This window comes from Clostridium lacusfryxellense, from assembly GCF_018861735.1.
GTDB classification, from domain to species: Bacteria; Bacillota; Clostridia; order Clostridiales; family Clostridiaceae; genus Clostridium_AD; species Clostridium_AD lacusfryxellense.
In genome coordinates this window covers 16,415-42,792 of record NZ_JAHLEB010000014.1, presented here as the reverse complement: position 1 = coordinate 42,792, position 26,378 = coordinate 16,415, and the positions used below count along the sequence as shown (strand labels likewise).

General features: G+C 30.4%; 24 protein-coding genes. 18 read left to right on the top strand and 6 right to left on the bottom strand.

Going from position 1 to position 26,378, the window contains the following annotated elements; genetic code table 11:
- Positions 1–9: 9 nt before the first annotated feature.
- Positions 10–1,332, bottom strand: a complete 1,323-nt coding sequence (gene rsxC, locus KPL55_RS10135) for an electron transport complex subunit RsxC (protein WP_216306594.1) — start codon at positions 1,330–1,332, stop codon at positions 10–12.
- Positions 1,333–1,752: 420 nt separating this feature from the next.
- On the opposite strand from rsxC, the gene KPL55_RS10130 reads away from it, so the two are divergent.
- Positions 1,753–3,399: a YceG family protein gene (locus tag KPL55_RS10130; RefSeq protein WP_216306593.1), complete on the top strand. Its 1,647-nt coding sequence runs from the start codon at positions 1,753–1,755 to the stop codon at positions 3,397–3,399.
- A 39-nt stretch (positions 3,400–3,438) separates the two neighbouring features.
- On the top strand, positions 3,439–4,539 hold the full coding sequence (locus KPL55_RS10125) for a toxic anion resistance protein (protein WP_216306592.1): 1,101 nt from the start codon (positions 3,439–3,441) through the stop codon (positions 4,537–4,539).
- 114 nt (positions 4,540–4,653) lie between these two features.
- Here the strand turns inward: KPL55_RS10125 and KPL55_RS10120 are convergent, their stop codons facing one another.
- Positions 4,654–5,952 carry a dicarboxylate/amino acid:cation symporter gene (locus KPL55_RS10120; RefSeq protein ID WP_216306591.1) on the bottom strand — a complete coding sequence of 433 codons (1,299 nt, stop codon included), beginning with the start codon at positions 5,950–5,952 and terminating at the stop codon, positions 4,654–4,656.
- A 262-nt stretch (positions 5,953–6,214) separates the two neighbouring features.
- Here KPL55_RS10120 and KPL55_RS10115 point away from each other — a divergent pair, with 262 nt between their 5' ends.
- Entirely contained in the window at positions 6,215–7,534 is a 1,320-nt protein-coding gene (locus KPL55_RS10115; protein ID WP_216306590.1) for a replication-associated recombination protein A, read from the top strand.
- Positions 7,535–7,572: 38 nt separating this feature from the next.
- Here KPL55_RS10115 and KPL55_RS10110 read toward each other — a convergent pair whose 3' ends face one another.
- The 4 genes from KPL55_RS10110 to KPL55_RS10095 form a co-directional block, all read right to left on the bottom strand.
- Positions 7,573–7,908 (bottom strand): hypothetical protein, encoded by a 336-nt coding sequence (locus KPL55_RS10110; protein ID WP_216306589.1) that lies wholly within the window; start codon positions 7,906–7,908, stop codon positions 7,573–7,575.
- Positions 7,909–7,946: 38 nt separating this feature from the next.
- Positions 7,947–8,366, bottom strand: a complete 420-nt coding sequence (locus KPL55_RS10105) for a YtxH domain-containing protein (protein WP_216306588.1) — start codon at positions 8,364–8,366, stop codon at positions 7,947–7,949.
- Positions 8,367–8,467: 101 nt separating this feature from the next.
- A complete protein-coding gene (locus KPL55_RS10100) occupies positions 8,468–10,075 on the bottom strand; it encodes a Na/Pi cotransporter family protein (protein ID WP_216306587.1) in 1,608 nt (535 codons plus the stop codon).
- 124 nt (positions 10,076–10,199) lie between these two features.
- Positions 10,200–11,813, bottom strand: a complete 1,614-nt coding sequence (locus KPL55_RS10095; RefSeq protein ID WP_216306586.1) for a Na/Pi cotransporter family protein — start codon at positions 11,811–11,813, stop codon at positions 10,200–10,202.
- Positions 11,814–12,355: 542 nt separating this feature from the next.
- Here KPL55_RS10095 and hcp point away from each other — a divergent pair.
- The 15 genes from hcp (at position 12,356) to KPL55_RS10020 (ending at position 26,355) form a co-directional block, all read left to right on the top strand.
- Positions 12,356–13,999 carry a hydroxylamine reductase gene (gene hcp, locus KPL55_RS10090; RefSeq protein WP_216306585.1) on the top strand — a complete coding sequence of 548 codons (1,644 nt, stop codon included), beginning with the start codon at positions 12,356–12,358 and terminating at the stop codon, positions 13,997–13,999.
- A 281-nt stretch (positions 14,000–14,280) separates the two neighbouring features.
- Entirely contained in the window at positions 14,281–15,117 is an 837-nt protein-coding gene (locus KPL55_RS10085) for a PRD domain-containing protein (protein WP_216306584.1), read from the top strand.
- A 251-nt stretch (positions 15,118–15,368) separates the two neighbouring features.
- Positions 15,369–15,857 (top strand): PTS sugar transporter subunit IIA, encoded by a 489-nt coding sequence (locus tag KPL55_RS10080; RefSeq protein WP_216306583.1) that lies wholly within the window; start codon positions 15,369–15,371, stop codon positions 15,855–15,857.
- A 22-nt stretch (positions 15,858–15,879) separates the two neighbouring features.
- A complete protein-coding gene (locus tag KPL55_RS10075; RefSeq protein WP_216306582.1) occupies positions 15,880–16,143 on the top strand; it encodes an HPr family phosphocarrier protein in 264 nt (87 codons plus the stop codon).
- A gap of 11 nt (positions 16,144–16,154) precedes the next feature.
- Complete coding sequence (gene ptsP / locus KPL55_RS10070) at positions 16,155–17,861, top strand: phosphoenolpyruvate--protein phosphotransferase (RefSeq protein WP_216306581.1); 1,707 nt, start codon at positions 16,155–16,157, stop codon at positions 17,859–17,861.
- 168 nt (positions 17,862–18,029) lie between these two features.
- Entirely contained in the window at positions 18,030–19,232 is a 1,203-nt protein-coding gene (locus tag KPL55_RS10065; protein WP_216306580.1) for a Y-family DNA polymerase, read from the top strand.
- An 83-nt stretch (positions 19,233–19,315) separates the two neighbouring features.
- Positions 19,316–20,179 (top strand): DUF6414 family protein, encoded by an 864-nt coding sequence (locus tag KPL55_RS10060; protein WP_216306579.1) that lies wholly within the window; start codon positions 19,316–19,318, stop codon positions 20,177–20,179.
- A 24-nt stretch (positions 20,180–20,203) separates the two neighbouring features.
- Positions 20,204–21,592, top strand: coding sequence for a CCA tRNA nucleotidyltransferase (locus KPL55_RS10055; protein WP_216306578.1), 1,389 nt, complete (start codon positions 20,204–20,206; stop codon positions 21,590–21,592).
- A gap of 275 nt (positions 21,593–21,867) precedes the next feature.
- On the top strand, positions 21,868–22,101 hold the full coding sequence (locus tag KPL55_RS10050) for a DUF1292 domain-containing protein (protein ID WP_216306577.1): 234 nt from the start codon (positions 21,868–21,870) through the stop codon (positions 22,099–22,101).
- Between the two features lie 13 nt (positions 22,102–22,114).
- Positions 22,115–22,288, top strand: coding sequence for a hypothetical protein (locus KPL55_RS10045; protein ID WP_216306576.1), 174 nt, complete (start codon positions 22,115–22,117; stop codon positions 22,286–22,288).
- Between the two features lie 139 nt (positions 22,289–22,427).
- On the top strand, positions 22,428–23,054 hold the full coding sequence (locus KPL55_RS10040) for an HD domain-containing protein (protein WP_216306575.1): 627 nt from the start codon (positions 22,428–22,430) through the stop codon (positions 23,052–23,054).
- Between the two features lie 410 nt (positions 23,055–23,464).
- Entirely contained in the window at positions 23,465–24,334 is an 870-nt protein-coding gene (locus tag KPL55_RS10035; protein ID WP_216306574.1) for a radical SAM protein, read from the top strand.
- A gap of 52 nt (positions 24,335–24,386) precedes the next feature.
- A complete protein-coding gene (locus KPL55_RS10030) occupies positions 24,387–25,376 on the top strand; it encodes a biotin--[acetyl-CoA-carboxylase] ligase (protein WP_216306573.1) in 990 nt (329 codons plus the stop codon).
- A 105-nt stretch (positions 25,377–25,481) separates the two neighbouring features.
- Positions 25,482–25,754, top strand: coding sequence for a DUF1292 domain-containing protein (locus tag KPL55_RS10025; protein WP_216306572.1), 273 nt, complete (start codon positions 25,482–25,484; stop codon positions 25,752–25,754).
- 94 nt (positions 25,755–25,848) lie between these two features.
- Positions 25,849–26,355: a UPF0158 family protein gene (locus KPL55_RS10020; protein ID WP_216306571.1), complete on the top strand. Its 507-nt coding sequence runs from the start codon at positions 25,849–25,851 to the stop codon at positions 26,353–26,355.
- Positions 26,356–26,378 lie beyond the last annotated feature (23 nt).

The following is a 26,378-nucleotide window of genomic DNA, read 5'->3' as shown; positions in this document are numbered from 1 at the left end:
CACCTCTATCTATTTTTTTCTTCTATTAATATTTATTGTTCGTTTACCTTCACGGCAAGTTTGAGTTAAATGACGTTTAGCAGGGCATACAAAAGAACAACATGCACATTCGATACAATCCATACCATGAAGCTCTTCAAACTCTTCATAATTACCTCTTAAAACTAAAGAGTTAAGTTTTGTTGGGTTTAAAAACATTGGACAGACACTCATACATTTTCCACATCGTATGCAACTAGATTCTTCTTCTAATTTAGCTTGATCTTTTGTTAAACAAAGTACACCTGAGGTTCCTTTAATTACAGGGGTATCTAGTGAACTTAATGTTGTTCCCATCATAGGTCCGCCTGAAATCACTTTAACAGGAGTCTCTTTAAATCCACCAGCTGCTTCAATAACTTCTTCAATAGAAGTTCCAAATTTAACTCTTAAATTAAGAGGTTCTTTAATAGCTTCTCCAGTTACGGTTAAGACTCTCTCTGTAAGTGGTCTGCCGTTTACTACAGCATTATAAATTTCATATGCAGAACCAACATTTTGAACAATACATCCAACATCTGCAGGAAGTTTACCAGAAGGTAATTCTCTGCCGGTAATTGAATAAATTAATTGTTTTTCAGCACCTTGAGGATATTTTGTAACAAGTGGAGTAACTTCTACATTAGTAATGTTTTCACAAGCTTTTTTCATAACTTCAATTGCCTCAGGTTTATTATCTTCTATTCCAATATAACCGCGAACACCAGGAAACATTTGAAGAATGATTTTTAAACCGATAGCTATTTCAGTAGACTTTTCCATCATCATTCTGTAATCACAGGTTAGATACGGTTCACATTCAGCAGCATTTATTATAATACTGTCTATGATTTTGTCTGCTGGTGGGTTAAGTTTAATATGAGTTGGAAAACCTGCTCCACCCATACCTACAATACCAGCTTCTTTAATGATAGTTACTAGTTCACTTTTAGATAGCTTTTCATAGTCGGCATGAGGAGTCATAGTAAGTACCTCTTCATACAAATTATCGTTTTCAACAATAATCGACAATACCATAGTTCCATTGCTATGAAGTCTTGGAGCCACATCTTTTACAGTACCAGACACACTTGAATATATTGGTGCGGACACAAAGGCTTTGGATTCACCTATTTTTTGTGCCACAAGTACTCTATCACCTTTTTTAACTAAAGGTTCGCATGGCGCTCCTATATGTTGTTGCATAGGAAATACTAAGTTGCCTTTTGGAAGCAAATCTTGAATTGCTTTTTGCATACTTAAGTCTTTTCTACCACTCGGGTGAATTCCTTTTTTAAAAGTCAAAAATCCCATAATAAACCTCCTTGTAGTTCTTTAAGGGATATAACAAGTGTTATATCCTTAATCGCGTTTGTAAGGTAGATAACAATAAATATTGATAGCTACCTTATGATGATTTTTAGCTGAATTAATGATTATAATATAGCTTTATACATAATAATGTAAAGATTGTTAAATGTATATAAAATTTTTGCGTAATTGTATATAAAGTAAACTATACTATTTATATTACACCATTTTTGTGTATAAATGAACACTTTTTATTAAATAAAATCATTTTTAAATAATAAGATTATTTTAACAATAAATTTCTATAAAAAATGTTTATTTTTCAATATATTGCAATGAAAAGTATAGGATTATTATGTTATACTTATTATGGATAAATAAACTATATTTACGATAAAATACAATTGAAAAGGTTAGGTGAATATGGAGAAGGATAGCTTAAATAATTTAGAAATTAATAGCGTGAATTTAGACATTGATGAAGACATCATAAGTAGTTTGAAAACAGAAATTTGTAAGAGAAGTAAATTTCAATATAACTCTAATATTATAACTATACCAAAATATTTTTATAGATTCATAGGGATAAAAAATAATGAGAAAGATTATTATGAAAACCTATATAGTATGGACAAAGAATTAAAGAAGATGGGGCCATGTTACATTAGAGTTAGTGAAGGATTAGATAAAGACATTAGCATAAGACTTCAAAATATTTTGAATGGCATTTGGGAAAAGGTATTAAAAACGCAACCTTTAGATGTCACCTTAATTATAAATTTAATAAATGACAATGGTCTTTTCCCGAATTTATCAAACAAAGTTTTATCGCAGCAAATTAAAAATAACCTTAAAGGATTAATAGAATATTATTTGAAAAGCAATGAAAACTTGGATAATAATAATATTAAAGTGATTATAAATTATATAATTCATTGGATAAACATATATTCTGATAAATTATTTGATAAATTTGATTATATGAATGTTAATCCTAAAGTTCTGTTTTATGGAGAAATAACAAGAGCAGAAGTTTTTTATTTGATATTATTATCAACACTGGGTTGTGACATATTATATTTTAATCCAAAGGATTCAGGGAGTTTTCTTGAAATTGATAAATATAATGTTTTTTCTAAGGAGATTGTTTATAATTACAATATTGAAATAAAACCTTTTCCAATTAACGCTGAGGATAGAATTAGGACTACTGCATATAATGCGAGACAAGAACTTAATAATACTTTGTATACAGATGATTCAGGCTTCTATAGACCTTGGCAGTTTGCAGATTATAACCTAGATGCAATCACTCTTAATACCACATATGAGGAAATATATGTATGGATTAAGGAAAAAGCGTCTGTAAGAGAAGGATTTAATGTTAAAGGGTCAACGGTAGTCGTTCCTAATATGTTCTCTAAAATATGTGGTACTCATGAGAAAATCGATAATTATTTTAAGGAAATTAACAATGTTATAACCCAAAAATTCACTAAATTTTACAACGAATTACCTATAATGAAGGTTGCTCATCTAGAATATGGAAAGTTTAATCAAATATATCCTAGCGATGTTTTTTCAGAATTTGATGTAGATGAAATGATTAATTCATCTTGGTGGAAATACAAAGAGCTTAGAACTGGCCTTCAAAAAAATATGGCAAATAAAATTAAAGACTTATGCCTCAATCCTATAATTATAAATGTTGAAAAAGAAGATTTAAGAGATTTGCAAGTGGATATTTTCTCAGTGCTAATAAATTTAGATAGGGCGATGCTTGAATTACTTCAAGTATATGATTATCCGGAAGAAGTTCCTAAAATTGTAATATATAATAATGAAGAAAATGGAAACTTATCTTTTGAAGATTGCATAATGTTAACATTTATGAATAATATGGGTATAGATATAGTTATATATAACCCTTCAGGATATAATGACATAGAGAATTATATATATCCAGAGCAATACGACATTCATAGACTCGAAAATATCAGCTTTAAACTCCATTTTAAAAAATATGTGGAGAGAAAAAAAGGTTTCTTCGAAAATCTATTTAAGAGTTAAATTATAAAAATTAATAAACATATAAGAGGAGTGGAAAACATGGAAAATAACAATCAAATACTTAAAATTGAAGATCAGAACATTGAAGAAAAAAATATTGAGCAAAAGGCGATAAGCATAAGTAATCAGCTTAAAGTTTCACCTCAAGTAATTCAAATTGCCTCTAATATAAATATTAAGGATGCAAATGCAATATTGGAATTTGGAAATGAACCAGCTCAGCAAATATCAAAATTTGCAGATCAGATATTAAATTCTATTAAAACTAGTAGTGTTGAAAATTCAGGTGTTATGATAAAGGAACTTACTAGTATAATGAAAAAATTCGATAAACAAGATTTTGAGGAAGAAAAAAAGGGATTCCTTGCAAAGATGTTTAGTAAACCAGCTAAGGCAATTGATAAAATGCTAGGAAAGTATAAAACAATTGGAGGAGAGATAGATAAGGTCTATACAAGTCTGAGTGGATATAAGGCAGAGATAAATAGTACTAACTTATTACTTGAGAATTTATATAACCAAAATTTTGAGTATTACGCTGAATTAGAAAAATACATTACTGCAGGTAATATGGTTGCAGAAAAATATGAGAAGGATGAAATGCCTAAACTTGAGGTTTTAGCGTCGAATGGTGAACAAATAAATGCAATAAATTTAGAGAATGCTAAAGCAGCTGTTGAAATGTTAAAACAAAGGATTTATGATTTGGAAATGGCTAAGATGGTGTCATTACAAACAGCTCCTCAAATTAAAATGATTCAAAGAGGAAATTATAAATTGATATCTAAAGTTCATTCTGCTTTTATAATAACTATACCAGTATTTAAAAATGGAATAATTCAAGCTATTGCTTTAAAAAAGCAAAAGTTAGTATCTGATTCTTTAGCAGAACTTGACAGGACCACTAATGAATTGTTAATGAAAAATGCTGAAAATATAAGAAGTCAAAGTGTAGATATTGCAAAACTCGCCGGAGGAACAAGTGTGAAAATTGAAACTCTTGAAAAAACCTGGAATACAATTATGCAGGGAATTGAAGAAACTAAGTCTATTGAAGATGAGAATAAGAGATTAAGAGCAGAAGGAATAGTTAAATTACATGATATGACAGAAAAATTAAAGAAGAAATCTTTGAGTTAATAATTTTATTAAATTAGAATTCAAATTCAAATAAAATAAGGGAGTGCAGTTAATTTGTTTATACAAGTTAACTACATTCCCTTATTCAAATTTTATCATATTTTATTATGATATTTAAGATTCTTCAGTTATGGTAGCATCTTTTATGTAAAAAGTTTCTTTACTGTAGAATATATCAGTGTTTATCTCGTTTTCACCTTTTGCCACAATCATTGTTACTACTGCATCACCAGCTGTATTAACAACGGTACGACACATATCAAGTATTCTATCTACTCCAATAATAAGAGCTATACCTTCAATTGGAAGACCTACTGATTCAAGTACCATGGCAAGGGTAATCATACCAACTCCTGGAACTCCAGCAGTACCAACTGAGGCTAAGGTAGCTGTGAATATTACAGTTAAAATTTGAGTAAATGTTAAATTAGTATTAAATAGTTGAGCAATAAAAATTGTTGCAACTCCTTGCATGATTGCTGTTCCATCCATATTTATTGTTGCACCCAGTGGTAAGGTAAAACCTAAAATGCTTTTTTTAACACCAAAGTTTTTTTCTACTACTTCCATGGTAACTGGTAGAGTGGCATTAGAGCTTGAAGTACTAAAAGCTATAGACATTACTGGCCAAAACTTCTTGAAAAATGTGATTGGATTTAACTTTGTAAAACCATATAAGAATAGTGTATAAACAAATATCAAATGAACACCTAAGGCTAATAATATGGTCATCATGTAAAGACCTAAATTAACAAGTGAACTTAGGCCGAGAGTCGCAAGTACCTTAGTTATTAAGCAAAATACTCCGATAGGCGCACACATCATAATGTAATCAATTATTTTTATTATAGCATCATTGAGTGCATCAAATAGATTTAGTATTGTCTTCGATTTTTCTTTATCAATACTAATTATTGCAACGCCAAGAAGCAAGCTAAATACGATAACTTGAAGCATATTTCCATCTACCATTGCTTTAATTGGGTTAGTAGGAATCATATCTATAATCATGTCCATTACTGGAACAGATTTCGCTGCCTCAAATGAAAGATTACCTGTAACTAATTTACTATTAGCACCTGGGTTTATTAGGAGAGCTAGAGAAATACCAATGGTAATAGCAAGAGCTGTTGTTAGAAGATATAAAGCAATAGTCTTTCCGCCTACACGTCCTAATTTTTTTATATCACCCATTTGAGCAACACCATTTACTAAGGAAACAAAAACCATTGGAACTACAAGCATTTTTATTGCATTTATAAACATAGTTCCGAGCGGAGCTAATGCATAAGTTTCAATGGGCTTGTACAAACTTTGAGGTAAAATACTAATTTCGTTATTAAAAAGTAATCCAATAATCATTCCTATAAACATTGCGAGCAGAATTTTAGTTGATAAGTTAAATTTTTTCATAGTTGACTCCCTTTTTTCTTGATTTAAACATATTAATCACATAACTTTAAAATTATGTTACGAGCATTTTAAAAAGATTCAATAATATTAGAAAAAATACAGAAATATTTACTGTTGTTATTTTATCAGAAATATAATTAGAATGCAATGAAAAATGAATGAACTAGTTAATTATAATTCATTTTGAGAATCATAGCATTGAAGAAAAGTAATAATTAATATATAATAGTATAAAGAAAATAAAAGATTTAAGGGTGATTATATGGATATATTTGAATTACAAGCGCAAAAGAACTTATTAAAAGATGCACCACTTGCTGAAAGACTAAAGCCTGGGAAATTAGAAGATTATATAGGACAAGAGCATATTTTAGGTAAGGGAAAGCTCCTAGAGCGAGCAATTAGGGCAGATAAGATAACTTCATTATTACTTTATGGCCCACCAGGAACAGGTAAAACTAGTTTGGCTAAAGTAATTGCAAATTCGACGAAATCTAATTTTGTTAGACTTAATGCTGTAACAGATGGTCTTAAGGAATTACGTGAAGTTGTGGCATCTGCTAAAAATAATTTAGGTATGTATAATACTAAAACAATATTATTTATAGATGAAATTCACAGATTTAACAAAGCTCAACAGGATGCACTATTACCTTTTGTTGAAAAGGGAACAATAACTTTAATTGGGGCAACCACAGAAAATCCATATTTTGAAGTTAATAATGCATTAATATCTAGATCTATGCTCTTTAAATTGGAACCATTAAAGGAAGCACATATTGCACGCATTATTAAGAGGGCGCTTACAGACAAAGAAGTGGGTTTTGGAAATACCGATATTTGTATGAATGATGAAGCCATTAATTATGTTGCCAATATGGCAAATGGAGATGCAAGGCGTGCACTTAATGCAGTGGAGTTATCGGTATTAACTACAGATAGAGATGCACACGGTATTATAAATATAACGCTAGCAGTAGCAGAAGAATGTCTGCAAAAAAAACATATAAAATATGATAAAAATAGAGATGAACATTATGATGTTATTTCTGCCTTTATTAAAAGTATGAGGGGTTCTGACCCTGACGCTACAGTACATTACCTTGCTAGAATGATATATGCTGGGGAAGATCCTAATTTTATTGCTAGGAGAATTGTTATAGCAGCATCTGAAGATGTAGGTAATGCAGACCCTATTGCTATGGTAGTAGCAAATAATGCTGCGCAGTCAGTACGTTTTGTAGGAATGCCAGAAGCAAGAATTATTCTAGCTCAAGCTGCAATTTATGTAGCAACAGCTCCTAAAAGCAATGCTTCATATTTGGCTATAAACAAGGCACTTAGTGATATTGAGAAGAAAGATATAGGTAGCGTGCCCCCGCATTTACGAGACCAACACTATAGCGGTGCTAAGAAACTAGGGGCTGGAGAAGGTTATTTGTACCCTCACGACTATGAAGGAAATTACGTGAAGCAGCAATATTTGCCTGATGAATTAATACAAACATCATATTATAAAGCATGTGATAATGGATATGAGAAAAAAATTAAGGAGAGACTTAAGAAGATTTCAAACAAATAAAGGTAATATTGAACGAAAAAAAGGCAGGAATTAATATCCTACCTTTTTTTTGAAAATATGTTTTTTATAATAGTTAAAATATCTACTATATATACTAAATATCTTTGAAAAGATTCCGTGGATCCAAGTGCAGTAGCGGTTGTCTTAACTATTACTTCAGTAACATCTTTTACATTATCAGTTATTTCAAACCAATTCTTAAATGTTTTCGGTAATATAGACAATATCTCATCAATGTTTTCTTCGTTTTTTCTAATAATTAAATTGACACTTGATATGGTTTTAATTAGTTTAATTAACCCAATTATCAGTACAATTAAAAGTGTTATCCCAAGAATAATTAGTATACCTTGTCCTAATTTTAATATGTCCACATACATTAACAGCACCACTATTCTTTATTAGATTTTAGTTATTTTTTACTCTTTTTCTCAACTGATTCCTCATCAGTTGAAATATCTTTTGTTTCAATAATTACATCTGTTTCAGAATTTTCTAATGACTTAAAAACTTTTAAAGGCTTTTTTTCATTTAAATATTCAGAAATTTTTACTTTAGCATCTGTTAGATTATCTTTAGCATTATTAACTGTATTATTAATGTTTTCTTTAAGTTCTACTGTTTTTTCTTTAATATTGTTTGTTATATCTTTTGAAGAGTCAACAATATCTTTTCTGTTTTCTTTACCAGATTTAGGTGAAAAAAGCAAACCACCTACTAAACCACCAAGACTTCCAACCGCTGTACTAAAAATTACTTTTTTCGCAGTTTTAATTTTTGATTGCCTTTGTAACTCTTTTTTTCGTTTCTCGAACCAACTTGAAAATATCATAATTTTTCCTCCTTAAAAGTTAAAAACCTTATGTGTATTATAAGCAATGTGTTGGATATTGTCAATAGATAAAGAATAATGTATAAACGACTATACTAGGATTAATTGGAATTAACAACCATTTGTGCTACATTATTAGAGTGATCTCCAACTCTTTCCAGATTAGTTAATAGTTCAAGATATACAGAGCTACCCATTGGATTGCATTCAAGTCCACTTAATCTAGTAATATGTTCCTTTTTAAGGTTTTTCTCCATATCATCTATTTTGTTTTCAACATCCATAGCTTTGTGAGCTGATTCTATGTCTGAATTTTCTAAAGCAGAAATAGCATTATTCATACAGAATATTACAGTTTCAAACATATATTTAACGTCTGATATTGCTTTTTCTGAAAAAACTATTTTATTATCCATTTTAGTTTTCGCAAGCTCGCCTAAGTTGTCAGCGTGATCGCCAATTCTTTCTATATCATTTACTACATTAAATAATGAAGTAATAATCTCTGATTGATATTCTGATAAAGGTGTATTTGAAAGTGATACCATATAACTTGTTATTTCTCTATCTAGATAATTTATAGTTACCTCATTATCAATAACCGATTTCATCATTTTTTCATCACAGTTCAGGAAAGCTTCCATCGAATTAGAAAGATTTAACGATGATAATCTTCCCATTCGAGTAACTTCTTTGATAAGTTGTCCAACAGCAATAGATGGAGTCTCTAGGAGCCTTTTATCTAAATACTGTAATGCAAGGATAGATGATTTTTCATCTTCTCCAGGTACTAATTTATTAACAACTTTAACTAAAAGACCTATAAACCAAATTTGAATGAACACATTAGATATGTTAAAAAGTGTGTGTGCATTAGCAATTTGTCTTTGGGTATTTCCACCAAACAATGGAACTATTCTTATAACAACTCCGAAAGCAAGCATAAACAGTATTGTTCCAGTTAAGTTAAATATTAAATGTAGTAGTGCTGCTCTCTTAGCATTTCTTGTAGTACCTATACTCGCAAGAAGTGCTGTAACGCAAGTACCTATATTATCACCATAGAGTATTGGTAGAGCAACAGCTAAGGAGATGCCATTATTTGAAGCAAGTGCCATTAAAATTCCAATGGTTGCGCTACTGCTTTGAAGAGTAGCTGTCATTCCAAGACCAACGAAAACTCCCATTAATGGGTGAGCTCCTAAAGCTAAAATTAGATTTTTAAATGCTTCTAGCTCTCTAAGAGGTTTCATAGAATTCTCCATCATTGACATACCAACAAATAATATTCCAAACCCTAAAACAATCTCACCAATGTCTTTAGTTTTCTTTTTTTTACTGAACATAACAAGTCCAGCACCTAAGGCAAGAATGAGAGGGGCAATATCTGATAGTTTAAAAGCTATAAGTTGAGCTGTCATTGTGGTACCAATATTTGCTCCCATAATAACACCTGCGGCCTGAAATAGATTCATAAGCCCAGCATTAACAAATCCTATTGTCATTACAGTGGTTGCACTACTACTTTGTATAATAGCGGTAACTCCTGCGCCTACAATCACGGCTAAAAATCTATTACTAGTTAAAACCTCTAACAATCTTTTTAGCTTTTCACCTGCAGCCTTTTGGAGACCATCTCCCATAAGCTTCATTCCGTAGACAAATAGGCCTAAACCACCTAAAAGTCCAAAAATCATTTTATAATCCATATTAAAAATACTCCTCTTATAGTAAAATTTGATTGTATATTTATTTAAATTATGTAAGATTTACATCTAATGACCCATAGTATTTGTTAATATACTACAAATACTATGGGTCATTAGATTATTATTAGTTTTCTTTAGAATTAACGACCATTTGTGCAATATTATTTGAATGGTCGCCAACTCTTTCAAGATTTGTTAGTAACTCTAAATAAACAGAACTTCCAGCTGGGGTACATTCAAGCTGGCTTAATCGAAGTATATGTTCTTTTTTTAGTTGTTTTTCCATATCATCAATTTTATTTTCTACTTCCATAGCTTTGCGTGCAGCTTCTATGTCGGAGTTATCTAAAGCCGTTATTGCATTATCTACACAGTATTTTACAGTCTCAAACATATATGTAACATCAGTCATAGCTTTTTCTGAAAAAACGATTTTGTTATCTATCCTGGATTTTGCAAGTTCACCTAAGTTGTCAGCATGATCTCCAATTCTCTCGATATCATTTACTACATTATATAATGAGGTAATAATCTCAGATTGATGTTCTGATAGGGGAGTGTTTGAAAGTGAAACCATATAGCTAGTTATTTCTCTTTCAAGATAATTTATTGTAACTTCATGTTCAACCACAGAACTAATCATTTTTTCATCGCAATTAAGGAAAGCATTCATTGCGTTAGAAAGATTATCAGATGATAATTTACCCATTCTAGTAACTTCCTTAATAACTTGTCCAACTGCGATAGATGGGGTTTCGAGGAGTCTTCTATCTAAATACTCAAGTACTAGAGCAGATGATTTTTCATCCTCACCAGGTACTAATTTGTTAACAATTTTAACTAAAGCACCTATAAACCAAACTTGAATGAATACATTGGTTACATTAAATAAGGTGTGAGCATTTGCGATTTGTCTTTGAACATCTCCACCGAACATTGGAACAATTTTTAAAACTAATTTGAATGCTAGCATAAATATTACTGTGCCTGTAAAGTTAAAGATCAAATGTAATAGTGCTGCTCTCTTAGCATTCCTAGTAGTACCGATACTTGCGAGCAGTGCAGTAGCACAAGTTCCAATGTTATCTCCGAAAAGTATAGGGAGTGCAATGGCAAGTGATATACTGCTATTTGATGCAAGTGCCATTAATATTCCAATAGTCGCACTACTACTTTGAACTGTTGCAGTCATGCAAAGACCAACAATAACTCCCATGAATGGATGTTTTCCTAAAACTAAAATTAGATTTTTGAAGGCATCTAATTCACTTAAAGGTCTCATAGACACTTCCATCATTGACATACCAACAAATAGTATACCAAAACCTAAAATAATTTCACCGATATCTTTAGTTTTCTTTTTTTTGCTAAACAGTACTAGAGCAGCACCTATTGCAAGAATAAAGGGTGCAATATCCGTGAGTTTAAAGGCTATAAGCTGAGCTGTCATTGTAGTACCAATATTAGCTCCCATAATAACCCCTGCAGCTTGGAATAAATTCATAAGTCCTGCATTTACAAAACCTATAGTCATTACTGTTGTTGCACTACTACTTTGAATAATTGCAGTTACTCCTGCACCAACAAGTACAGCGAAAAACCTGTTGCTAGTTAGAATCTCTAGCATTCTTTTTAACTTTTCTCCTGCAGCCTTCTGGAGACCATCCCCCATGAGCTTCATTCCGTATACAAATAGACCTAAACCACCTAAAAGTTGAAAAATCATTTTATAATCCATATTAATAACACTCCTCTAAAAAGAATATTCAAATGAAATTTTATCACAATAATGTTAAGTTGGTGTTAAGTTTTTATAGTTTATGTTAATTAATTTATAATATTTTAATAAATATCATTAAATGTTAAGATAATGTTAAGTTTTGTCGAAATTAAAAACCATTTTTACCATTAATAGAAAGTGATTACAAAAATAAACTTGATTAGAATAAATCATTAGTATTTTTATGTTCATGATATCTACCCATAAAAAAATATACATATTTATTATACCATAATATTGAAATAAATATAATATTATCAAAGTATATCTAAGTTACTATTAATTGAGAATAAAATCTATATGTAATATATAAATGAAATAATTATTAAGGTAACAATTGTTACCGACAACTAATAAATACAAAAGTATAATAAAGATAGTTCAGCAACACATATTAAATTATTTATTGTTACTTTAGTTCGTTTAAAACTTTATTTATAATATATGGAAGACAATTATATGAATGAGCGTCTATCCGAAAATAATAGGAGGAATTTAAAATGGGAATGTTTTGTTATCAATGTCAAGAAGCTTCAAAGGGTACAGGCTGTACTATAAGAGGTGTTTGTGGTAAAACAGATGATGTAGCTAATATGCAGGATTTATTAATATACATTTTAAAAGGAATATCAATTTATAGCACAAGAGCAAGAGAACTTGGAGTAGAAAATAAAGAGGTAAATAAGTTTGTAGTAACTGGTTTGTTTATGACTATAACAAATGCAAATTTTAATAAAGTTAGATTTGTAGAAGCTGTAACAAAGGCATTAGAACTTCGCGCGGTAATTAAAACTGAGTTAATAAATGCTGGTGGATTAATAGAGTCTAATTTACCAGAATGTGCAACATGGATAGGAACTCCTGAGGAATTTGAAAGTAAAGCTATAAGTGTAGGTGTTCTTCAAACAGAAAATGAAGATGTAAGGTCATTAAGAGAACTAGTAGTTTACGGAATTAAAGGAATGGCAGCTTATGCTGACCACGCATTAAACTTAGGATATGAAAACAATGAATTATATTCATATATGCAAAAGGGTCTTGCACAAATTACTGATGATACTTTAACAGTTGATCAATTAGTTGCATTAGTACTTGAGTGTGGAAAATATGGAGTAGATGCTATGGCATTACTTGATGGAGCGAATACTTCTACTTACGGAAATCCTGAAATTACAAAGGTGAATATAGGTGTTAGAAATAATCCAGGAATATTAATTAGTGGACATGATTTAAAGGATATGGAAGAATTACTAAAACAAACAGAAGGCACTGGAGTAGATGTATATACTCATAGTGAAATGTTGCCTGCCAACTACTATCCTGCATTCAAAAAATATGATCACCTTGTAGGTAATTATGGAAATGCGTGGTGGAAACAAAATTCAGAGTTTGAAAGTTTTAATGGACCAATACTTATGACAACAAATTGTATTACTCCTCCAAAAGATTCTTATAAAGAGAGAGTTTATACTACTGGGGCATCTGGGTTTGTAGGAATGAACCATATAGCTGATAGAGAAGACGGTGGAGTAAAAGATTTCTCAGCAATAATTGAACATGCTAAGAAATGTAGTTCACCAACAGAAATTGAAAGAGGAGAAATAGTTGGAGGATTTGCTCATAATCAAGTAATAGCACTTGCTGATAAAGTTGTAGATGCTGTTAAAACAGGAGCAATTAAAAGATTCTTTGTAATGGCAGGTTGTGATGGAAGAATGAAAGGCCGCGAATACTATACTGATTTTGCAAAAGAGTTACCAACAGATACAGTAATTTTAACTGCAGGTTGTGCAAAATATAGATATAATAAATTAGAACTTGGAGATATTGGTGGAATCCCTAGAGTTTTAGATGCTGGGCAATGTAATGATTCATATTCATTAGTTGTTATAGCAATGAAACTACAAGAAGTGTTTGGCCTTGCTGATATTAATGAATTACCAATAACATACAATATTGCTTGGTATGAACAAAAGGCTGTTATAGTATTATTAGCATTACTTCACCTAGGAGTTAAAAATATTCACTTAGGACCTACATTACCAGCATTCTTATCTCCAAATGTTGTTAATGTATTAGTAGAAAACTTTGGAATAGCTGGAATTGGAACCGTAGAAGACGATATAAAAATGTTTATGGCTTAATATTTTAGACAAGCTCCCAGCAGATGTTTAGGGGGCTTGTCTTTTTTTTAATCTATAATATAGTAATGCTGAATGGAGAAGAAGTTTAAGGTTAAAATAAATTTATTATATATTACACTAATTGAATTAGAAATGTTATAATCTATATAAGGTAATAAAAAGTTTTTTTTAGTGATAAAATGCTATAAAATATAAAGTATTATTAAATTTTTAAGAATTATTAAAAAAAACCTTGAATAATCACAAAATTTATTTTAGAATATAGAAGAGGTAATTTTAACATGGATAATGATTATAAAGTATTAAAATCTCTTAGTAGTAATGTTGTTGTTTCTGAAAAAGACAATGATGTATATGTTCTTTTTGGTAAAGGCATAGGGTTTGGTAAAAAACCTGGTCAGTTTATAACTAAAGACAGTAATATTGAGCAAAAGTTTATTAAAATTGACGATAGTGAAAAAGCTAACTATGTGCAGATTGTTAAAAATATAGAAGGTGAAATATTAGCAGTAGCAGAAGAAATTATTTCTCTAGCTGAAGACATTTTAGGTGAAAAGTTAAATTCTCATATACATGTTGGGCTTGGGGATCATATTAGTTTTGCAATGAAAAGGATTGAAGTTGGGATTGATATAGTTAATCCATTTCTAAATGAAATACAAACTTTATACCCTGATGAATATAGTATAGCTCAAAAAGGAACAAGGCTTATTAAAGAAAAATTAAAAATAGAATTGCCAGAAAGTGAAATCGGTTTTATTACTCTTCATATACGGTCTGCAAGGGTGAATGAGGAAGTCTCTCAAAGCCTTAAATATACTAAGATTGTTAAGGAAGTAATGGAGTATGTTCAAGAGATACTTGGAATAAAAGCTAATGAAAAATCCATGGAATATGCTAGGTTAGTATCTCACTTAAGATATGCTCTAGATAGAATTGAAAATGATAAGGTTCTAAAAAATGTGATGTTAGAATCTGTTAAGATTGAAATGAGTGAAGAATTTAGAATTTCTAAAAAGGTATGTGAATTTATATCTGAAAAACTTTCAAAAGAAGTTTGTGATGATGAAGCTTCATATATATCTATGCATATACATAGATTAAAACAAGCAAATTAAAAAATATAATATAATATTAGGTGTGTTACTGATTCGATCAGGCATGAACCATATAATATGCTAATACGGCATCTTATTAGTTTGTGTCTTTTATTTTAATTGTATTTTAAAATGAATGTAATAATTAATGGATTTAAAATACATAATAATGCACAAACTAATTTTTATATAATTAATTAAATATTACATTAAGAAATTTAAATAGATATATTACAATTTTATCTATTTTAGAGAAAGAGAGGTTGATATAAATGTTTGGTTTTTTTAAAAAAAACAAAGAAGATAAAAATATGATTTTAAAATCTCCAGTTATAGGAAGATGTTTTGACATATCAGAAATACCAGATGAAGTTTTTTCATCTAAGATGTTAGGAGATGGAATAGGCTTTGAATCTACAGAAGGAATATTGTATTCACCAGTTGATGGTGAAATTCTTCAAGTATTCCCTACAAAACATGCCTTGATTTTAAAGAGCAAAGAGGGAATAGAAATATTGCTTCATATAGGTATCGATACAGTAGATATGAAGGGTGAGGGTTTTGAAGCCCTTGTAGAAAAAGGTCAACAAGTTAAGACTGGAGATAAATTACTAACTTTTGACAACGATTTAATAAAAGCTAGAGCTAAAACTAATTTAAGCGTTTTAGTTCTTACAGAAAACGAAATAACGGAATCTGTAGATTTTAAATTAGGAACAGTTGATAAAAGTAGCGAAGTAATAACAATAAAATTAAAATAATAATAAAAGGAGCATTTATATTATGATGGAAAAGAAAGCAATAGTAAAAAGTGAAACTGGAATACATGCAAGACCAGCATTAACGGTAGTTAAGGAGGCTTCTAAATTTAAATCAGAAGTTCTTATAGTAAAAGATGGTAATGAGTATAATGCGAAAAGTATAGTAGCTATAATGTGTATGGCGGCAATTAAAAATGATGAATTAATAATAAAAACTACTGGAGTAGATGAAGAAGCAGCTGCAGTAGCTATGGTAAAGGTTATAGAAGAAGGACTTGTTAAATAGGAGGAGTAAAAATGTTAAAAGCAATAGGTGTATCACATGGAATAGCAATAGGTAAAGCGTTAGTTATTAGGGAAGAAGTTGCACAAGTAAAAGAAAGCAAGGTATTGGATGTTGAGAAAGAATTAATTAGGTTTAATAATGCGTTAGAGCAGTCGATTACTGATCTTAAAAAAGTAATCGAAGGTGTAATAGAAAAGCTAGGAAGTGAAAAGGCTGAAATATTTGAAGCACATTTATGTATGCTTGAAGATCCAGAATTTATAGGATCTATTCAAAAGAAAATTAGTGATGATAAATTTAATGCTGAATTCTCACTACAAACTGTTGCCACAGAAACAGCAGCTATATTTGAAAATATGGATAATGAATATATGACTGAGAGAGCTGCAGATATTAGAGATGTAAGCAAAAGAGTATTAAACATATTAATGGGAATAAAAGTTGCTTCAATAGCAGAAATTGAAGATGAATGTATATTAGTAGCAAAAGACCTTACACCATCAGATACAGCGCAGATAGATAAAGCTAAAATATTAGCATTTGTGACTGAAATAGGAGGTAGAACTGCTCATACTTCTATTATTGCAAGGTCTTTAGAATTACCTGCTGTTGTAGGTGCAGGTACTGGTATTCGAATAATTAAAGATGGAGATTTACTTATCGTTGATGGAGAAGAAGGTATAATTATTGTTAATCCTGATGAGAAAACTCTAACTGATTATAAGAAACTTCAAATAGAATTCATTGAATTAAAAAATCAGTTAGGTAAATATGCTCAAATGGCTTCCACAACAACTGATGGAAAAACAGTAGAGCTTGCGGCAAATATAGGATCTACAGCAGATGTAGAAGCTGTGCTTAAAAATGGAGCAGAAGGTATAGGGTTATTTAGAACAGAGTTTTTATATATGTCAAAAGATGCTCTTCCAACAGAAGAAGAACAGTTTGAAGAATATAAATCCGTTCTTGAAAAGATGAATGGAAAACCTGTTATTATAAGAACTTTAGATATTGGTGGAGACAAGAAATTGAATTACTTACCAATGGACGAGGAAATGAATCCATTTTTGGGCTATAGAGCAATTAGACTTTGCCTTGATAGAACAGATATATTTATAACTCAATTAAGAGCATTAGTAAGGGCATCTGCGTACGGCAAGCTTAAAGTCATGTTCCCTATGATATGTAATATCCAGGAACTTAGAATGGCTAAAAAACTACTTGAGCAGTGTAAAAGTGAACTTAAATCAGAGGGCGTAGTATTTGATGAAAATCTTGAAGTAGGTATTATGATTGAAATACCATCTGCTGCAGTAATGTCAGATGTACTAGCTAAAGAGGTAGACTTCTTCAGCATTGGTACTAACGATTTAATTCAATATACATTAGCAGTTGACAGAATGAATGAGAAGATATCATATTTATATGATTTTTATCATCCAGCAGTTTTAAGACTTATAAAAACTGTAATAGACAATGGTCATAAAGCCGGAATAAAAGTAAATATGTGTGGTGAAATGGCTGGAGACACAAATCTTATCCCTGTACTACTTGGATTTGGATTAGATGAATTTAGTATGAGTGCTTCCTCAATATTAAGAGCACGTAAGACTATTACAAATTCTAGTTTTGAGGAGTGTCAAAAGTTATCTGGACCTATATTATCATTTGGAGAAGCAGATGAAATAAAGGGGTATATAAAAGCTAATCTTAAGTAATAAATAAATTTAAAAAATATTTTATTAAAGCATTTTAATCAAAGCAATTTATCCTTAATTAAGGATAAATTGCTTTTTTACTTTAGAATTGTTATATAATATTTATATGGGTAAAATATTTATAATAAATAGTATCTTAGATATAAATTATATAAAGGATGAGATTAGATGATTAAAATTAATGAAAAGCTTATATTTCACATAGATGTAAATTCGGCATTTCTTTCTTGGAGTGCTGCAGATAAACTAAGGAAAGGTGAAGATATTGATCTAAGGAATGTAGCATCAGTAATAGGTGGGGATGAGGAATCCCGAAGAGGCGTTGTGTTAGCAAAATCTATGACAGCTAAAAAAAGTGGAATAATAACAGGGGAAAGCTTATTTACTGCAAGAAAAAAATGTCCTAACCTTGTAGTAGTTCCTCCAGATTTTAGGCTATATGAGATGTGTAGCATAAGTATGAGAAATGTTTTCGAAGACTATACCCCTTTTGTTGAAAAGTTTTCTATAGATGAGTGTTATTTAGATGTAACAAGTTATAATACTTCAAGTGAAGACGCACTTAAGTTAGCATATGACATTAAGGAGAGAATAAAGTTAGAACTTGGATTTACAGTTAATATAGGTATGTCGGATGTTAAACTTTTATCGAAGATGGCATCTGATTTTGAAAAACCTGATAGAGTACATACTCTTTATAAAAATGAAATACAAAAAAAATTGTGGCACCTTCCAGTTGGGGAACTTTTCATGGTTGGTAAGAGGTCTGTTCCGAGGCTGAATAATTTGAATATATTTACTATAGGAGATTTAGCAAGATATGATGCTCAATTTTTAGAATACCACTTTAAAAGTAGTGGGAGTTTGATGTGGAAGTATGCAAATGGTATAGATGATAGAGAGGTGAAATCAGATAAACGTGAAGTAAAAGGAATAAGCAATTCAACTACACTAGCTGATGATATTAGAAATAAAAGTGATGCTTACACAGTGTTACTAGGACTAGTGGAAAATACATCAACTAGACTAAGATATTTAAAAAAAAGCTGTTACTGTATTAGTATAACTATAAGGAACCATGAATTTATTGATTACTCTCGTAGCACGACTTTAAAGAATTCCACAGACTTAACGGATGAGATACTAAAAACCGTAAAAATTCTTTTTGATGAGTTATGGAGAGGAGAGCCAATAAGGCTACTAGGGGTTTCTCTTAATAATTTAGCCCAGGATAATTTTAAACAAACATCAATTTTCGATATTGATAATGATGGTGATAAAAAGAAAAGGGCAATAGACAAAACTATAGATAGTTTAAGAAAGCGTTATGGTGAAACAATAGTTACTAAATCGGTGTTTTTGAAAAAATAACCTTTAAATATAATCATATTGTTCTAAATTATAGAAATTAATATAAACTAGTTAGGAAGTATAATTATTGGAGGTATATAAATATGGATAATAGAGCACTTATCCCCTTATACTTTAATGAAGGTATGATAAATAATTTATATACAATAGTCATAGAAGAGTTTGCCGAAATTAAAAGTGAATCGACTAGAAAGCTACTAACTATTAGTACAAATACACCATTATATGAACTTACTTGTGGTAAAATAAGGCAAGGGGACTTAAACGTTCAACTTCTTAATGAATTCACGTCACAAAAGATCGAAGAAAAGGTTTCAATTGCGATAACGATACTGTCCAGATTAAAAGGCATATTAAATGAACAAAGTATGTTAAAGATTATAAATAATGAGACGGATGTAAAGAATATAAATGAATTTGATTTTGTTCAGTTTACAGGAGAATTGTACAAAAATCCGGTTTTAGAATATATAGAAGATATAATCAGGGTTATGGAAATGCAACTTGCTTTTTCACCAGAACCTTCAGATGCTGGTGTTGAAAGTCAAGAAAATAAAGTTAAGAGACAAGTTTTAAAAATCCTAAAAGATGATATGGTATGTTGCAAAGCTGAGAAATGTATAAAATTTATTAGTGGTACTATAGGAAATAGTAATACAAAAGTTATAGTTCCGTTAGAGATAAAACATATGGCCGATAATTTAGATTATATTGAGGGTGCAAGAATCACTGTTCTTGGAAAAGTAGTGAAAATTCCTAAGGAAAATGAAGTTAATACAAATAGTTTACTTAGTGGCACATATTTTGATTATTTAGATGAGGAGTATTTTCAAGAATTCAAAAATAGATTTTTAAAGGATACAAATTTAATTCAGGATTATGATTCAAAACAATTAGAGGTAAATGAACCTGTAATTGAAATTATACCTATAGCCATGTATATTTAGAAATACAAATGAAAGGTGATATAAATGACTAAAGATAATATAATAGATAAATATTTTATAGTTTTGCCAAGTGAGGTAAAAATAATTTTAAATACTTTGAAAAATAGTGGATTTGAAGCCTATGTAGTAGGTGGAAGTGTACGTGATTATAAAATTGGTACAGCTGTGCCTAAAGACTACGATATAACAACTAATGCATTACCTGAGGAAGTTATTAAACTCTTTAATAAAACGGTGCCAACAGGTTTAAAACATGGAACTGTTACTGTTATGATAAGTGGAGAAAGTTATGAAGTCACAACATATAGAATAGATGGTGAATACCTAGATAGTAGAAGGCCTAGTGGTGTAACTTTCGTTTTAAATTTAAAAGAAGACTTAGCCAGACGTGATTTCACAATAAATGCATTAGCTTTTAACGAGCAAGATGGTCTTATAGATTATTTTAGTGGGGTAAAAGATTTAGAAAACAAGATAATTAGAGCCGTCGGTGAGCCTAATAAAAGGTTCCAAGAGGATGCTCTAAGAATGCTTAGGGCTATTCGTTTTTCTGCGAACCTTAATTTTGATATAGAAGAAAAAACAATGATGGCTATAAAATTAAATTATAAACTTATAGTAAATATAAGTTATGAAAGAATTAGAGATGAATTATGTAAAATGCTAATATCCAATAATACAACAAAAGCGCTAAAGTTACTTGAAGAAACGAGACTATTAGAAATTATATTACCAGAACTTCAATTAGAAGTAGGATTCAATCAGAGAAACCCTCACCATGATAAAGATATATTTAATCATACTCTAGCAGTTGTGGAAAAATGTCCACCAAGACTTAATTTAAGAGTAGCAGCGTTATTACATGACATTGCTAAACCATCTTGCTTTACGCTAGGAGAGGATGGGATAGGTCATTTTTATGGTCATAATAAAAGAGGTGTTATAATAACGCATCAAATACTTACACGTCTTAGATTTGACAATCAAAGTATAAATGAAATCAGTATATTAGTAAGGGAACATATGAATGTACTTACAAAACCAACCGATTCATCTGTAAAACGCCTTATTAATAGAGTTGGAGAGGATTTAATTGGTGACCTGTTTGCATTACAAAGAGCAGATGCTATAGGTTCACTTTTGGCTAAAATAGGAGCAGTAAAAAGTGATAGAGTAAAAGAAATTGATAAGGTAGAAGATAAAGTAAAAGCAATTTTAGAATCTAAAGTTCCTTTATCTATAAAGGACTTGGTGATAAACGGTACAGATTTGATAAAAGAATTTTCACTTAAGCCAAGTGGAGAAATAGGTGATATGCTTAAATTTCTTTTAGAAAAAGTATTAGAAAATCCAGATATTAACACTAAAGAGGAACTTTTATCTATACTTGTTGATGAATATTTGAAAAATTGAAGTATATTTTTACTCCCTCATACTTAAAGTTTGAGGGAGTTTTTTTGATGGAGCGTTGCATTTATATAATGAGAATATATACAAATGGAATTTCACGTTTTAAGCTCTTATTTCGAGTCACGCAGGAGAAACTTCATAGGATATTTTGTTTTGGGTTATTATAAAAACTTGGTATAAAACAGTTACTTAGGCACAAAATAATAAAGCATGTAAAAATAAATTGACTTTCTCTCTATTTATTTGAAAATGTCTATTATTCGAAAGAAGGTGTGACTATGAAAACTAATGAAATAATTACTGTATTAAATGAAAATGGTGAAAAAGTGGACTTAGAAATGATTGATGCAATTAGAGTGGACGGGACTGATTACGTTATAGTTGGTCCTAAGGATTCAGATGAGGCATATGCTTATAAGTCAGTTCTAGTTAATGGGCAAATGGAATACACATCCGTAGGACAGGGAGCAGAGTTTAAGAAAGTATTACAAAAGTATAGTGAACAACAATAAGGAGGTTTTTTACATGATGGATGAAAAGCAAGCTAAGAAAGAAAATTCACGTAATTATATCAATAAGGCTACAAAACAAGATAAAACTTCGAAAAATCAAATTGTTCAAACTATTGAAGAAAGTGCATATAATGACAGTGTTTTTCATACTAATAAAAGCGAGTATAATGGAGATAAGTCAGAGTAATTAGTAAAATAAAATTAACATAAAGGGCAAGTAGTTGTTATCTAAACGATGATGATATATAGTTTAGATAAGTGTTGCTTGCTCTTTTTGTTATAATAAAAAAGTAAGGACAAAATAATAAACTAGAGGGGATAAATAAATGGTGGAAATATTTGAAGAGTTTCAAAGTCATTTAATGGAAGATGAGAAGCCATCTACATATTTTAATAAAATAATAACGAGTAAGGGCATTTACGACGATTATCAACATACTTTATTGAGGAACTTAGTGGATACTCCTCAATCACCACTACATCATCCGGAAGGCAATGTATGGAAACATACAATGTTAGTTGTAGATAATGCAGCAAAAGTAAAGAATCTTAGTGAAAATCCTAGAGCGTTTATGTGGGGAGCATTACTACATGATTTAGGGAAGGCACCGACTACAAAAGTTAAAAAAGGTAAAATAACATCTTATGATCATGATAAAGTAGGGGCTGAACTTGTAAGAACATTTTTAGGCTCGATAACTGAGGATTCGGAGTTAATTAAGCGAGTTACAGCTTTAGTTAGGTGGCATATGCAAACTCTCTTTGTAACAAAGGGTTTACCATTTGCAGATGTAAATAAAATGTCGCAAGATATATCTATTAAAGAAATTGCATTGTTATCAGAGTGTGATAGGCTTGGTAGAGGTGAGATGACTGAGGAAAAAATAAAAGGAGAAAAGGAAAGTATTGAATCTTTCATTCAGATATGTGAAGAGGAGTTGTCGTCAAAGTAAGCTTTATAAATAAAAGTATATATTGTTACAACAACGTTTCACTTCGCCAAGTAATTCTAGAATTTATTTTATTTAGAGCTACTAAAAAATGCGAACTCGCTTCGCTCAAACACGCATTTTTCTAAACGTAGCTCTAAATAAAATAAATTAAGAATTACTAAGGCTTGTTCAAATGTTGTTTACACAATATATACTTTTAATGATAAAGGTTATATTTCGAGAACGGCGCAAGAACGTATATTCAAAAAACACCTATTAAAAAATATAGGTAGATGTTTTATTTTTCTAGAAAGTCATATGATATACTTAGAGGAGTATTTACGATAGATATCTATGTAATGTTAAAGACCCCCACGGCTTTTCAGCGTGGGGGGGCAGGTCAAGGGGCAGTTAGGAGATGAAGATTATAGATGATGTATGAAGGAGTAGTTTATAGGCCACCTAGTGAGGCGAATAGTCTTATAGTACAAGTTACAATTGGTTGCTCACATAATGGATGTAGCTTCTGTGGTATGTATAAGGAAAAGAAGTTTAGAATACGTGATTTAGAAGATATTATTGCAGATCTTGAGCAGGCTAAATTAGACTATGGAGTTGTAAAAAGAATATTTCTAGCTGATGGGGATGCTTTGGTGCTTGAAACTAGTAAATTAGAATTAATTTTATTAAAGATAAAAGAGTTATTTCCACTATGCCAGCGGGTGGGTATTTATGCTACTACTAATGATATTTTAACAAAATCATTAGAGGAACTTCGTCAGCTTAAAGATCTTGGTGTTGGAATTTTGTATCTTGGAGTTGAATCTGGAAGTAATGAGATATTAAAAAGTATAAATAAAGGTGTAACTGCCAAGATGATGATTATGGCAGGGTGCAAGGTTAAAGAAAGTGGAATAAAGTTATCAACCACCTTGATATCGGGAATAGGAGGCAGAGGAAAAATTAGTGAGAACGCTATAGAATCTGCAAAACTTATAAGTGCTATAAATCCAGATTATGTAGGTTTTTTAACCTTAATGTTGGAGCCTGGAACTCCAATATATGATGATATACAAAAGGGCGTCTTTCATGTGTTAACACCAGAACAAATAATGCTTGAGCTAAGAGAGTTTTTGCAAAATGTAAAAGTCACTAACTGTATATTTAGAAGCAACCATGCTTCAAATTATATGGCACTATCAGGAACATTACCAGGAGATAAAAACAAGTTATTAGAGGATATTAATTTTGCACTAAGCGGCAAACATAAATATAGGCAAGAGGAATACAGGAGATTATAATAATTAGAGAATGGTATGTTCTTGTTTATTAAATAAAAAAGGTGTGGATATTATGAATTATAAAATTCTTAAGTTACTTAAGGATAGTGGTGAAGATTTTGTGTCTGGTCAAAAAATCAGTGAAGAGTTTGGGGTTAGCCGCGCTGCTATTTGGAAGCATATAAATATAATTAAAGAAGCTGGATATGAAATTGAGGCTATTTCAAGAAAGGGCTATAGAATAATATCATCACCAGATATACTTACATTTGGGGAAATTAAAAACTTTCTAACTACGAAGTACATAGGTAAAAACATCATTCACTATGAGTCAATAAGCTCAACTAATTCTAAAGCTAAAGAACTAGCAGAGATGAACGAGGAGCATGGAACAGTTATAGTAAGTGAAGAACAAACATTAGGACGTGGACGACTCGGACGAAATTGGGTTTCGCCTAAATATAAAGGAATATGGATGTCAATAATACTTAGGCCAAATATAATCACGCAAAATGCATCTCTAATAACTTTAGTTGGCGCTGCTGCCGTCCAAAGAGCTATCAAGAAAATGGGAATTGAAACTAGTATTAAGTGGCCCAACGATATAGTGATTGACAGTAAAAAGGTGTGCGGTATATTAACAGAAATGAGTGGAGAGATAGATCATATAAACTATTTAATTATGGGAATTGGAATCAATGTAAATCTTGAAGAAGAAGATATACCAATTGAATTAAAAGAGAGTGCAACGTCACTTAAGCTAGAAACTGGCAAATATATTGATAGGAAGTTACTTCTTGCTAATATATTAAATGAATTTGAAGATTTGTACAATGATTTTGTGTTAAACGGGAATATAAAAGAAACTATAGATATTTGTAGGGAAAAATCTATACTCATAGGACGTGAAATTCAGTTAGTTAACAGAGGGAAAGTAAAGATAGCTAAAGCCGTAGATATAAGTGATAAGGGAGAATTAATTATTGAAAATGATCAAGGAATCATAGAACACATTGTTTCTGGTGAGGTATCTATTAGAGGTATTTATGGCTATGGTAAATAAAATAGTATTTAAGATGATATAGGTATAATGTAGTATACAATAAGTAAATAATATGGTTGAAATCTATATTTTATATAGACATTGAAGCTACATTAACGTTATAATATGGTTACTGAGTTTGAAAGGGGAATGATTATGGAAGAAAATAAAATAATAACAATGCTTGATGAAGATGGAGAAAAAATTGATTTTGAATTAATTGAAATCATTGAATTAGATGAAAAAAAATATGCTTTATTAGCTCCTATTGGAGAAGATGATGATGCTTTTGTTTATAAAATAGAAGTTATCGACGGTAAAGAGCAATATATTGCAGTTGAAGATGAAGAAGAATTCGAAAGAGTATTAGAAGAATACGATTCAACTTTTGAAGAATAATCAATAAACCAATAAACCTCTGAGGTTTATTGGTTTTTCGTTATGAATAAAAAAACTAGTTATTTAATATTGAGTTAATTAAGGAGGGTAAATTTTGAATCTAGTACAAATTGATATGGAAGCACTTATAGAAACAATTTCTCATGTTGATGATAATTTAGGTAAAAGTTTTCTAGATGCTGTCACTGGTGAGGTTATATATATTCCAACAGAGGTAAGTTTAGCATTAGATAATGGAACATTAAAAGACGATGCTTTTGATGGTTGGTTAAAAGAATTTGTTAGCATAGCTATACTTATTAGTGAAGATAAGGTTAATAGATATTTGAGTACTCCCCTTATTGAAGAGGGTTTTTATATAAAAGCAATGAATGAATATATAGGTAAAATAAGCAGCGATTCTGAATTGAAATTAGAATTAAAAAAGGCATTAGAAAGTGAAGAACCAGTAAAGAAGTTTAAACATATTCTAATGGATAAAGAAAATGAAATAAATTCAAACGAAACAGATGAATGGTATAAATATGAAGATAGTTGTTTAGATGAATTTGTTAGAGAGTGGCTAAAATCAAATAACATCGAATTAAAATATTTAAATTAAAATATAAAGCTTAACCAATTTAT

What these genes read in the sequence shown, in the direction of transcription:
- rsxC (WP_216306594.1), bottom strand. Translation starts at nt 1,332, where the DNA reads ATGGGATTTTTGACTTTTAAAAAAGGAATTCACCCGAGTGGTAGAAAA.
- KPL55_RS10130 (WP_216306593.1), top strand. Translation starts at nt 1,753, where the DNA reads ATGGAGAAGGATAGCTTAAATAATTTAGAAATTAATAGCGTGAATTTA.
- KPL55_RS10125 (WP_216306592.1), top strand. Translation starts at nt 3,439, where the DNA reads ATGGAAAATAACAATCAAATACTTAAAATTGAAGATCAGAACATTGAA.
- KPL55_RS10120 (WP_216306591.1), bottom strand. Translation starts at nt 5,952, where the DNA reads ATGAAAAAATTTAACTTATCAACTAAAATTCTGCTCGCAATGTTTATA.
- KPL55_RS10115 (WP_216306590.1), top strand. Translation starts at nt 6,215, where the DNA reads ATGGATATATTTGAATTACAAGCGCAAAAGAACTTATTAAAAGATGCA.
- KPL55_RS10105 (WP_216306588.1), bottom strand. Translation starts at nt 8,366, where the DNA reads ATGATATTTTCAAGTTGGTTCGAGAAACGAAAAAAAGAGTTACAAAGG.
- KPL55_RS10100 (WP_216306587.1), bottom strand. Translation starts at nt 10,075, where the DNA reads ATGGATTATAAAATGATTTTTGGACTTTTAGGTGGTTTAGGCCTATTT.
- KPL55_RS10095 (WP_216306586.1), bottom strand. Translation starts at nt 11,813, where the DNA reads ATGGATTATAAAATGATTTTTCAACTTTTAGGTGGTTTAGGTCTATTT.
- hcp (WP_216306585.1), top strand. Translation starts at nt 12,356, where the DNA reads ATGGGAATGTTTTGTTATCAATGTCAAGAAGCTTCAAAGGGTACAGGC.
- KPL55_RS10085 (WP_216306584.1), top strand. Translation starts at nt 14,281, where the DNA reads ATGGATAATGATTATAAAGTATTAAAATCTCTTAGTAGTAATGTTGTT.
- KPL55_RS10080 (WP_216306583.1), top strand. Translation starts at nt 15,369, where the DNA reads ATGTTTGGTTTTTTTAAAAAAAACAAAGAAGATAAAAATATGATTTTA.
- KPL55_RS10075 (WP_216306582.1), top strand. Translation starts at nt 15,880, where the DNA reads ATGATGGAAAAGAAAGCAATAGTAAAAAGTGAAACTGGAATACATGCA.
- ptsP (WP_216306581.1), top strand. Translation starts at nt 16,155, where the DNA reads ATGTTAAAAGCAATAGGTGTATCACATGGAATAGCAATAGGTAAAGCG.
- KPL55_RS10065 (WP_216306580.1), top strand. Translation starts at nt 18,030, where the DNA reads ATGATTAAAATTAATGAAAAGCTTATATTTCACATAGATGTAAATTCG.
- KPL55_RS10060 (WP_216306579.1), top strand. Translation starts at nt 19,316, where the DNA reads ATGGATAATAGAGCACTTATCCCCTTATACTTTAATGAAGGTATGATA.
- KPL55_RS10055 (WP_216306578.1), top strand. Translation starts at nt 20,204, where the DNA reads ATGACTAAAGATAATATAATAGATAAATATTTTATAGTTTTGCCAAGT.
- KPL55_RS10050 (WP_216306577.1), top strand. Translation starts at nt 21,868, where the DNA reads ATGAAAACTAATGAAATAATTACTGTATTAAATGAAAATGGTGAAAAA.
- KPL55_RS10045 (WP_216306576.1), top strand. Translation starts at nt 22,115, where the DNA reads ATGATGGATGAAAAGCAAGCTAAGAAAGAAAATTCACGTAATTATATC.
- KPL55_RS10040 (WP_216306575.1), top strand. Translation starts at nt 22,428, where the DNA reads ATGGTGGAAATATTTGAAGAGTTTCAAAGTCATTTAATGGAAGATGAG.
- KPL55_RS10035 (WP_216306574.1), top strand. Translation starts at nt 23,465, where the DNA reads ATGATGTATGAAGGAGTAGTTTATAGGCCACCTAGTGAGGCGAATAGT.
- KPL55_RS10030 (WP_216306573.1), top strand. Translation starts at nt 24,387, where the DNA reads ATGAATTATAAAATTCTTAAGTTACTTAAGGATAGTGGTGAAGATTTT.
- KPL55_RS10025 (WP_216306572.1), top strand. Translation starts at nt 25,482, where the DNA reads ATGGTTACTGAGTTTGAAAGGGGAATGATTATGGAAGAAAATAAAATA.